Consider the following 10,251-nt stretch of genomic DNA (forward strand, 5'->3'; position numbering starts at 1 on the left):
GGCCGACCGCGCTGCGCCGCGCCGCCGCCTCCCATCTCGCGCGGCTCGCCCGCGCCGGGGTGCGGGGCGCGAAACCGGAGAACTGGTACGCGATCACCGCGCTTTCGGACGCGGGGCCCGCGTTCCCGTCGGACGAGCCGATCACGATCTCCCCGTCGCAGGTCGAGACCTTCACCACCTGCGGGCTGCGCTGGCTGCTGACCAGCGCGGTCGGCGCGCAGGAGGGCGGCCCCGGCGAGTACTCGACGATGGGCAAGGTGATCCACGCGGTCGCCGAGCTGGCCGGATCCCAGCCGGAGGTCACCGAGGCCGATCTGGCGGGACGGCTCGACCGGATCTGGAACGAGCTGGACTTCCGTTCCGCCTGGTACTCGGAGAAGCAGCGGCAGCAGGCGTCCCAGATGGTGGACAGGTTCATGGACTGGCATCGGGCGAACCCCAACGAGATCGTCGCGTTGGAGGAGTCGTTCCGGGTCGATCTGGGCAAGGTCGTGATCCGCGGCCGGATCGACCGCGCCGAACGCGACGCCCACGGCCGCGGGATCATCATCGACATCAAGACGGGCGGCTCGCCCGTCCCCGCCGACCAGGTCGACCGGAACCCGCAGCTCGGCGTCTACCAGTACGCGGTGATGCTCGGCGCGTTCGCCCGGCACGGCCTGGTCGATCCGGGCGGCGCGAAGCTCGTGCAGGTCGGCAAGGCCGCGTTCGCCAAGAAGGCGCGCGAGCAGGCGCAGCGCCCGCCGTCGGAGGATGCCGACCCCGAATGGCCGAAGAAGCTCGTCGAGATCGTCGCGACGGGCATGGCGGGGGAGGTCTTCACGGCCACCGCCAACGACAAATGCCGCACCTGCCCCGTCCAGTCCTGCTGCCCCGTCCACGAGAACGGCGGAGAGGTGAGCTAACCGTGAGGGAGCGTAGCGAGTTCACCAGTGAGTATCAGATCAGCTCCGGGCCGACGAAGGAGGCTCGGAGATGATCATTTCTCCTAGTGAACTGTCTTTTCGGTTGGGGCAGAGGTTTCCGCCGACCGACGAGCAGGCCGAGGTCATCCGGGGGCCGCTCGCGCCGATGCTGGTGGTGGCGGGGGCGGGGTCGGGGAAGAGCGAGACGATGGCCGCGCGGGTGGTGTGGCTGGTCGCCAACCGGCTGGTGCGGCCGGAACGGGTGCTCGGCCTGACGTTCACCAGGAAGGCCGCCGCCGAGCTGGCCGGACGGGTCAGGGAACGGCTCGCCGCCCTGTACGAGCATCCCGATCTGATCGAACCGGAGTTCCTGGACGGCGAGCCGACCGTCTCGACCTACCACGCTTACGCGGCGCGGCTCTTCGGCGACCACGCGCTCCGCGACGGCCTCGAACCGACCATGCGGCTGATCTCCCCGGCGGTCGCCTGGCAGATCGCGACCCGGGTCGTCGACGCCTACGACGGCCCCATGGACCGGATCGACTGGACGCCCGACACCGTCACCAGGGCCGTCATCGAGCTGGCGGGCGATCTGGCGGAGCATCTGCGCGGCCCCGCCGACATCCGCCAGATCGGCCAGGCACTCGCCCAGATGTACGACCGGGTCGACAAGCCGCTCAGCAAGCAGAAGGAGATCCTGGCCAAGCACGCCACCCGCGAGCAGCTCCTGCCGCTGATCGAGGCGTACGGCGCCGCCAAACGCAAACGGGAGCTGCTCGACCACGGCGATCAGATGTCCCTGGCGGCCCGGATAGCGGATCGTCACCCCGAGGTGGGGGCGTTCGAACGGTCCCGCTACTCGGTCGTCCTGCTGGACGAGTACCAGGACACCAGCCAGGCCCAGCTCGTGCTGTTGCGCGCCCTGTTCGGCGACGGCCATCCCGTGACGGCCGTCGGCGACCCCTGCCAGTCGATCTACGGCTGGCGTGGCGCGTCGGCGGGCAACCTGATGAACTTTCCGCACCACTTCCCGGCCGAGGCGGGGCCTGCGCCGAGGCTCGAACTCACCCGCAGTTTCCGCAACGGCGAGTACATCCTGGACGCCGCCGCCCGGATCCAGACCGAGCTCCGCGCCGAGCTGCGCGGCGTCTCCCCGCTGCGTCCCGGCGAGCCGAGGATCGGCCGCGGCCGGGTCGAGTGCGCGCTGCTGGAGACCGTCGAGGACGAGGCGGAGCGGATCGCCGACCGGATCGTCGCGCTGCTCGCCAGCGACCGCACCCCCGACGGCCATCCGCTCGACGAGCCGCTGAAACTCAGCGACATCGCCGTCCTGGCCCGTAAACGCTCCCAGTTCGCGCTGATCCGCAAGGCGATCGAGGAGCGCGGCATCCCCGTGGAGGTGGTGGGTCTCGGCGGGCTGCTGACGGTTCCCGAAGTGCAGGACGTCCTGGCCACCCTGCGCGTGATGAACGATCCGACGGCGGGCGCGTCCCTGGCCAGGATCCTGACGGGGCCGCGCTGGCGGATCGGCTCCCGCGACCTCGTCGCCCTCGGCCGCCGCGCCCGCGAGCTGGCCCGCGAGGCCCGCCGCGACATCCGCCGCGAGGAGGCCGCCCCCGAACCGGAGCGGGTCCGCGAGGACGATCCGCTGAAGGCGCTCGTCCAGGAGCTCCAGGAGGAGCAGGGCAGTCTGGTCGACGCCCTCGACGATCCCGGCGACCCGGCCGCCTACTCCGAGGAGGCCCGCCGCAGGCTCGCCCGGCTCCGCGACGAGCTGCGCTATCTGCGCCGCCAGTCCCAGATGCCGCTGCCCGATCTGGTCACCGAGGTCGAACGGGTCCTGGGCCTCGACATCGAGGTCGCCGCCCGCACCGGCAAGGACCCCGTCGAGGCCCGCGCGAACCTCGACGCGTTCGTCGACGCCGCCGACTCCTTCGCGGGCGACGGCGAGGACCCCACGCTGAGCGCGTTCCTGTCGTATCTGGCGGCCGCCGAGACCGAGGAGTTCGGGCTGGAGGCGGGACGGGTCGGCGAGAGCGATTCGGTGAAGCTGCTGACCGTCCACGGCTCCAAGGGCCTGGAGTGGCCGGTCGTGTTCGTGCCCGGTCTGTCGTTCACGCCGATGCGGAACGGCAACCCCGGCAAGGGTTCGATCTTCCCGACGCCGCCCGCGGGCGCGGGCACCCGCTGGACCACCAACCCGCGCATGATCCCCTACCCGCTCCGCGGTGACCGGCGCGACCTGCCCGAGCTGCGCGGCCTGGACAAGGCCGACGTCGAGAACTTCGAGGCGGCCTGCGCGGAACGGGACTTCCGGGAGGAGCGGCGGCTGGCCTACGTGGCCGTCACCCGGGCGAGTGCCCTGCTGGTCGGGACGGGTTTCTGGTGGGGCGCGGCGGCCAAGCCGCTCGGCCCGTCGCCGTTCCTGGAGGAGATCCGGGTGACGGCCGACCGGGTCTGGGAGTGGGTCGAGCCGCCCGAGGACAACGCCCACAACCCGCTGCTCGCCGAGCCGAAGACCGAGCCGTGGCCGGCCCGGCCGCTCGCCGAGGGCGGCCTGGTCGAGGGCGCGGGCCTGGTCCGCGACGCGATGACCGGCACCCTCACCCCGTGGATCCCGGCCGACGGCCTCGCCGACGCCGACCGCGGCCGTATGACGGCCTGGGCCCGCGACGTGGAGCTGCTGCTCGCCGAACGCGACCAGGGTCGGGCCGGCGACGGCCTGACCGTCGAGCTGCCCGAACGCCTCACCGTCTCCTCGCTCGTCTCGCTGTCCCGCGATCCGTCCTCGCTGGCCGCGCAGATCCGGCGGCCGATGCCGCGCCCGCCCGCGCCGTTCGCGCGCCGCGGCACCGCGTTCCACCGCTGGCTGGAGTCGCGCTGGGGCCAGCAGCGGCTGATCGACCCCGACGACCTGTTCGGCGCGGCCGACGACGAGCTCGTCGCCGACTCCGACATCGGCCTGCTCCAGGCCAGGTTCGAGGAGTCGCCGTGGGCCGCGCGGCAGCCCGTCGAGATCGAGGTGCCGTTCGAGACGGTGATCGGCGACCGGCTGATCCGGGGCCGGATGGACGCCGTCTTCCGTGATCGGCGCGCCGACGGCGCGGACGGCTACGAGGTCGTCGACTGGAAGACCGGCCGCCCCCCGGACACGCAGGAGGCCCGCCATGTGGCCGTCCAGCTGGCCGCCTACCGGCTGGCGTGGGCGGCGCTGGCGGGGGTTCCGCTGGAGCGGGTGAGCGCCGCCTTCCACTTCGTGAAGGCGAACACGACGGTCCGGCCCGTCGATCTCCTGGACGCCGACGGCCTCGCCGCCCTGTTCGACCAGGTTCCTGTCACGGGGTAGAGATACCGGTCAGTACTCGGTAACTATCCGGTATTCCCATGTTGAACAGCACAGACCCTGCCTAACTTGGATCAGTGTCCGCTATCGACGACTGTCTCGCCGACGCCCTGACCTTCCCCGGCGCTCGGCTCGTCACCCTTCTCGACCACGTGAGCGGCCTGCCCATCGCCGCGCTCGGACCGGACAGCCTGACCGCTGAGGAGGACGCCTCGGGCACCGCCGATCTGATCCAGAAAGCGCTCGCCACCCCCGCGATCACCGCGGCGCACACCGCCGACACCCTCACCGAGCTGATCGTGGTCGGCACGGCGGGCACCCATGTGATCCTGCTCGGCGCCGACGCGCTCTGCCTGCACGCCGTCCTCGACCCGGCCGCCGATCTGGTGGCCGCGCGCTCGCGGCTGTGGGCGTCGTTCCACCGGCTGGCCGCCCCGCATGGCTGACGTCCCCGGCCTGCGCGGCCTGCTGCTGGAGCTGGCACGCGAGAGGGCCACCGGAGTGGTGCGCATCGGACATGAGGGAGCGTTCCATCTCGTGGACGGCGCCGCCGTGTTCGCCGAGTGCGTGCTGGTGCCGGGGCTCGGCCGGATGCTCACCTCGTCGGGGCGGCTGCGGGAGGCCGACTGGCGCGCCGTGCAGGCCGCGGGCAGCGCCGACGCCTGGCTGGGCCGCGCCGAACTGGAGGGCTACGCCCTGATCGCCCTGTTCGACGCCGCCTACTACCTGCTGCCCTCCACGGCGGAGCTCGCCTTCACCGAGAGCGAGCCGTTCTGGCTGGCCCCGCTGCGCGGTGTGGCGATCGAGACCCTCTACTACGAGACGGGCCGGCGCCGGGAACGGCTCGACCACGCTTGGCCTTCGGCCGTCCTCGACGAGGCGCCGGTGGAGCCCGTCCGGCGGGTGCGCCGGCAGCGGCTGATGCTCTCGGGCCTTCAGGCGGAGCTGCTGCTCAACGCCGACGGCCGGCTCGACCCCGCGGGATTGGCGCGGGAACTCGGACACACCCGTTACGGCTGCACGCTGGCCGTCCGCGGGTTGGCGGCGTCAGGCCTGGTGGCGGTGCCGCCGGGCGCGGCGCGCCGCAGGATCGGGGGAGCGTCCAGGGCGGAACCGCCCCGGACGGTGCGCTCCCCGGGACGTCAGAAATGGGCGGAAGTCGATCAGAGCCTGCTTCTCAGGCTCCAGGATGCGCTACGGGAGCTCGAATGACCGACGATCTGGTTTTGGCCGAACTGCGCGCGCTCCGCGACAGGGTCTCCTATGTCACCGGGGGGATCGTCGCGACCTGCGACGGCTTCCTCGTCGCCGCCGACCTGCCCGCCGGTGTCGAGCCCGACACCGTCGCGGCGCTGACCGCGACGGAGCTGTCGCTCAGCCACCGGTTCGCCCAGAACGTCTGCGAGGGCGACTTCCAGGAGGTCGTGATCCGCTGCACGGGGGGCCATCTGGCGATCTACGCGTGCGGTCCGCGGGCCGCGCTCGCCCTGCTCGCCGGCCCTGAGACGATGCTCGGCCGCCTCCACCTGGAGGCCCGGCCGACCGCTCTGGCGATCGCGGGGAGGCTGGCCGCCGCGCCCGTCTGAATCTATGCTCCGGGGGAACTACATCCCCCCGGGAGGACGCGTGACGGTGGCCCACTCCGAGACGCTCGCCAGTACGGTCCAGGACTTCGTCCGGTTCACCGAACCCGAACTCGATCTGGAGGACGTGGTCCTCGAGGTGTACGCGGGTACCGCGGAGGTGTCGCGTGCGATCGCCCGCAGGGTGCGGCACGCCACGGCCGTCGACTCCCGTGCCGAACTGCTCGCCGAGGGCAAGCGGGAAGCGGACCGCAAGGCGTTCACCAACGTGGTCTTCCAGCGGGGTGACGCCGCGGCGCTGCCGCAGCTCGACCGCACCTTCACGCTGGTGCTCTGCCGGAACGCGCTCGGCGCGCTGGCCGATCCGGCGGCGGTGATCGCGGAGCTGGTGCGGGTGTCGCGGCCCGGTGCCGGGATCGTGCTGTCGGACGTCCGGGTGCCGGTGGCGCGGCTGGCGGAGCTGCTGACCGAGGCGGGCGCCGAGGTGAAACGGCTGGATGAGGGAGGGTATGTCGCCGCTGCCGCGCCCTGACCTGCGGTTTCGAACATCCTCTTGAATATCGAACGCGTGTGCGGGTAGGGTTCGAACGTGGGTTCTACCGACGCTTCCCCCGCGGTGCTCGCGATGCGCATCGGCGTGGTCGCGGCCGAAGCCGCGCTCGCCACGTTCCTGCACAACGTCGACTTCAGCGAGGCCGAAGAAGAAGGGTTCGACCTGCGCGGCTTCATCGCGCCGGCCGACTGGCCCGTCTTCTCCCTGGTGCTCGACACCCTCGCCGCCGCGGGCGAAGGCGACACCCGGCCGCTCGAGGAGCGGCGCAGCCAGGCCCTGATCGATCTCGCCAGGGTCTGCCGCGCCGCCCGCGAATCCGCTCTCGCCGCCTAGACCGCCGCGAGGTTCTTCGGCGGAACGCCCCGGCGCACCCGGTCGCGCGGCACGCCCTTGCGGACGGCCGACTCGATCGTCGCCAGATTGCGGACCGGCGCGCGGAGCACGAACTCCGAGCCGTTCTCGAGCTGCAGGATGAGCTGCTTGCCCGGGGTCAGATAGGCGAGCTTCACCGACGACCACGCCACGGCCACCAGCTCCTCGCCGACGGCGTGCACCAGACCGTCGGCGAACAGCACCACGGCGGGCTCCCGCAGCTTGCGGGTCAGCCGGAACAGGGTGCCCGCCACCGCGACCAGCAGGACGATCACCGCGGCCACCGCGATCAGCAGCGCGTCGTTCTTCTTGTTGAGCAGGACGCCGACGGCGGCGACGGCCGCGATCAGCAGCGCGGCGTCCGCCCAGAGCAGGACGCTCAGGGTGCGCAGCCGCGGGTCGGGCTGATCGGGCACGGGCTCGCCGAGAGCGGACCCGGCTTCCAGGACGTCGGACGGGAAGTCGGGGGTTTCCTCGGCAGTCATGCCTGCCTATCTACCGTAAATGCGCGGGTTGTGCGAGCGGATCATCCGTCCCGGAGCACCCGATGCTTGATCTTTCCGGTGGTGGTGCGGGGCAGGGCGTCCACGAAATGGATCTCGCGCGGCACCTTGTAGCGGGCCAGTTCGGCCCTGACGTGCGCTTTCAGCTCGTCCTCGGTGACGGTGGAGCCGGGGGCGCGGACCACCCAGGCGGCGAGCCGCTGGCCGAACTCCACGTCGTCCACGCCGGTGACGGCGGCCTCGGCGAGCTCGGGGTGGGCGTCCAGGACCCCTTCGACCTCGGCGGGGAACACGTTCTCCCCACCGGAGACGATCATGTCGTCGGCGCGGCCGTCGATGAAGATCCGGCCCGCCTCGTCGACGTGGGCGAGATCACCCGTGGAGATCAGGGTGCCGAAGGTCTGCTTGGTGCCGCCGCCGGTGTAGCCGCGGAACTTCAGCCCGGCGTCCAGGAACAGGGTGCCGATCTCGCCCTGGGGGAGTTCCGCGCCGTCGGCTGCCAGGACGCGCGCCCGGGTGCCGAGGGTCGGACGGCCGACCGTGCCGGGCGCCGCGCGCAGGTCGGCGGGGGTGGCGATGGTGGCCCAGCCCGTCTCGCTGGCGCCGTAGGCGTTGTAGAGGACGTCGCCGAACGCGTCCTGGAACCGGGCGGCGAGACCGGGGTGCAGGGCCGCGCCGCCCGACAGCGCGATCCGTAGCGACGAGGTGTCGGCGGACGTCGTCGCCGCGGCGTCCAGCAGCCGCTGGAACAGCACCGGAACACCCACGACGACCTCGATCCGGTGCTTGGCGATCAGTTCGAGGACGGTGGGGGCGTCGAACCGGCGGACCAGCACCACCGGGGCGCCCAGGCCGATCCCGGCCATCAGATAGGTGAGGCCGAGCCCGTGGAAGAGCGGCGGGCCGATGAGGATCGGGCCGTCGGCGCGCAGCGGCACCCGCAGCAGATGGCCGAGCCCCTGGCTGAGCGCGGCCAGCGGACCGAAGTCGTGGGAGGCGCCCTTGGGGTGGCCGGTCGTCCCGGACGTCAGGATGATCATCTTCGCGGTGCGTTCGGCGACGATCGGTTCGGCCGGGGTCGCGGCCAGGTCGTCGAGGGTGGGCAGCGCGGCGGGGCCGTCGTGCCAGGCGATGATCCGGGTGCCGGCGAAGCCCTCGGCGACCGGCGTGAACTCCGTGTCGTGGACGAGGACCGCGATCTCCTCGGCGTCGAGCACCCGGGTGAGCTGCGGCGCCGAGAAGTCGGTGTTGAGGAAGACGACGTCACGGCCGAGCCGGCTGCCGGCCAGCGCGGCCTCGACGAAGCCGCGGTGGTTGCGGCAGAGGATTCCGATCTTCCGGCCCTCGGGCACCAGCGGGCGGAGCGCGGTGGCCTGGGCGGCGGAGCGGGCCTCCAGCTCGGCGTAGGTCAGCGTGCCCAGATCGTCGATCAGCGCGAGATGGTCCGGGCGGCGCAGCGCGGACGCCGCACCGGCCAGCGCCGGGGTCGGGCCGAACCGGACCGCCTGGAGGGGCAGGCGCAGCAGCCGGTCGGGCCGGACCGGGCCGAGGATCCGCGCGTCGCGGACCACTCTGGCCGTCCCGGCGGCGAACTCCAGCGCTGAACGCAGGCGGTCGAGCATGGTCCGTGCTCCCTCCGGGGTGAGGCCGTTCCCTCTACCGTAGAGCCCCGGCAGGTTCAGCGGCCCAGCGGGTTGGGGACCTCCACATAGGTCGCGGCCCGGTCGGCGGAGCGCGACCAGCGGGCCAGCAGGTTCGCCTTGGCGGTCAGCGGCGCGCCCGCCAGCACGGCGCGCATCCGGGGCTGGCCGGAGAAACCGGACAGGACCTTGCGGGCGGCCGTCCACAGGTCGCGGTCGCAGCCGGGGTGGCGGGTGCCGAGCGCCACCGCGATCTCGGCGAGATGGTTGACGAACAGGCAGTAGGCGACCCGGTTCCAGCCGCGCTCCTCGTCGTAGGTGACCGAGTCGCGGACCCGTTCGGGCAGCGCCGCCAGATCCCGTCCCGGCAGCAGCTTGGTGCCCTCCAGATCACGGAAGACGGCCCGGTCGGGCAGCCCGTCGGGCCCCGGCACCACCAGGACGTTCTGCAGGTGCGGCTCCAGCACGACACCGTGCGCGAAGAACACCTCCAGCACCGGCACCGCGACCTTCTCCACATAGGCCGCGAACCATTCGGCCGGGTCGAGCGGCGACGGCAGGAACCCCGGATCGGTGAGCGCCGCCGCCACCACGGCGTCGTCGGGCGCGCCCTCCCGCAGGATCACGCCCAGCCCCTCATAGAGAGCACGGTCGGCGAGGGCGACGGTCCGGTAGGCGGGCTCGCCCAGCAGCAGCCCGCCCATGATCGGCTTCAGGAGCCGGGTGAGGGCGGGCGCGGCCTCCAGCTCGTACCAGGAGTTCTTACGCACGCAGTTGGTGATCCGGACGTCCAGGCTGAACTTCGCGAACATCCCCGACTCGGGCACGTGGACGGTGCGGACCGACGAGGTCGGCACCACCTCGGGACCGTCCGCGAACACCTCGATCAGCCCCTGCTCCAGGGCGCGGCGCAGCACCGGACGGTCGCGGAGCAGCCGCCACTGCCACGGGTGCACGGGCAGCCCGTCCGCCAGCGCCTCGGGGAACGGGCCCTCACCGCAGAGCAGACCGGGCGCGACGGCCAGCCGCGTCAACCGGAACCGCGCGCCCGTCTCCGGCGCGTACGGCAGCCAGCTCTCCGGGGAGCCCTGCCGGGCCTTCGGCGACGGATGGAACCGGTGGCCGGTCAGCAGCGACTGCTCGGAGTCGAGCAGCGGGCTCGACGTCCTGGGCGCGCGCGCCGACATGATCGCGGTCATCGCCTCGTGGCTGGAGGCCACCTGGGCGAGGAACTCGGGGTTGGTCTCGCCGGTCGTCGCGGCGAGTTCGGCGGCGGACAGCCCGGCCACGTCCCGCCAGGTCAGGTCGCGGCCGTCGAACCGGAACGGGCCGCTGATCCGCCAGGACGGACC

The 10,251-nt window shown here is 72.5% G+C and carries 10 protein-coding genes; 7 read left to right on the forward strand and 3 right to left on the reverse strand.

What is annotated here, in order from left to right; genetic code table 11:
• The 7 genes from ACYVE7_RS20895 to ACYVE7_RS20925 form a co-directional block, all read left to right on the forward strand.
• A partial coding sequence (locus ACYVE7_RS20895; RefSeq protein WP_460366651.1) for a RecB family exonuclease occupies nt 1-905 on the forward strand: 905 nt, incomplete at its 5' end.
• A 70-nt stretch (nt 906-975) separates the two neighbouring features.
• Nucleotides 976-4,251, forward strand: a complete 3,276-nt coding sequence (locus tag ACYVE7_RS20900; protein ID WP_460366652.1) for an ATP-dependent helicase — start codon at nt 976-978, stop codon at nt 4,249-4,251.
• Nucleotides 4,252-4,325: 74 nt separating this feature from the next.
• Complete coding sequence (locus tag ACYVE7_RS20905) at nt 4,326-4,694, forward strand: hypothetical protein (protein WP_460366653.1); 369 nt, start codon at nt 4,326-4,328, stop codon at nt 4,692-4,694.
• Entirely contained in the window at nt 4,687-5,460 is a 774-nt protein-coding gene (locus ACYVE7_RS20910; RefSeq protein ID WP_460366654.1) for a hypothetical protein, read from the forward strand. The genes ACYVE7_RS20905 and ACYVE7_RS20910 overlap by 8 nt, the downstream gene beginning before the upstream one ends.
• A complete protein-coding gene (locus ACYVE7_RS20915) occupies nt 5,457-5,834 on the forward strand; it encodes a roadblock/LC7 domain-containing protein (protein WP_460366655.1) in 378 nt (125 codons plus the stop codon). Before ACYVE7_RS20910 ends, ACYVE7_RS20915 begins: the two co-directional genes overlap by 4 nt.
• A 40-nt stretch (nt 5,835-5,874) precedes the next feature.
• A complete protein-coding gene (locus tag ACYVE7_RS20920; protein WP_460366656.1) occupies nt 5,875-6,363 on the forward strand; it encodes a class I SAM-dependent methyltransferase in 489 nt (162 codons plus the stop codon).
• Between the two features lie 57 nt (nt 6,364-6,420).
• A complete protein-coding gene (locus ACYVE7_RS20925) occupies nt 6,421-6,717 on the forward strand; it encodes a hypothetical protein (protein WP_460366657.1) in 297 nt (98 codons plus the stop codon).
• Here ACYVE7_RS20925 and ACYVE7_RS20930 read toward each other — a convergent pair.
• The 3 genes from ACYVE7_RS20930 to ACYVE7_RS20940 form a co-directional block, all read right to left on the reverse strand.
• A complete protein-coding gene (locus ACYVE7_RS20930; protein WP_460366658.1) occupies nt 6,714-7,241 on the reverse strand; it encodes a hypothetical protein in 528 nt (175 codons plus the stop codon). The genes ACYVE7_RS20925 and ACYVE7_RS20930 overlap by 4 nt on opposite strands.
• Before the next feature lie 41 nt (nt 7,242-7,282).
• Nucleotides 7,283-8,881 carry an AMP-binding protein gene (locus tag ACYVE7_RS20935; RefSeq protein ID WP_460366659.1) on the reverse strand — a complete coding sequence of 533 codons (1,599 nt, stop codon included), beginning with the start codon at nt 8,879-8,881 and terminating at the stop codon, nt 7,283-7,285.
• 56 nt (nt 8,882-8,937) lie between these two features.
• Nucleotides 8,938-10,251 (reverse strand): IucA/IucC family protein (locus ACYVE7_RS20940; protein WP_460366660.1); only part of this gene is annotated, 1,314 nt, incomplete at its 5' end.

Source organism: Actinocorallia lasiicapitis (assembly GCF_054778695.1).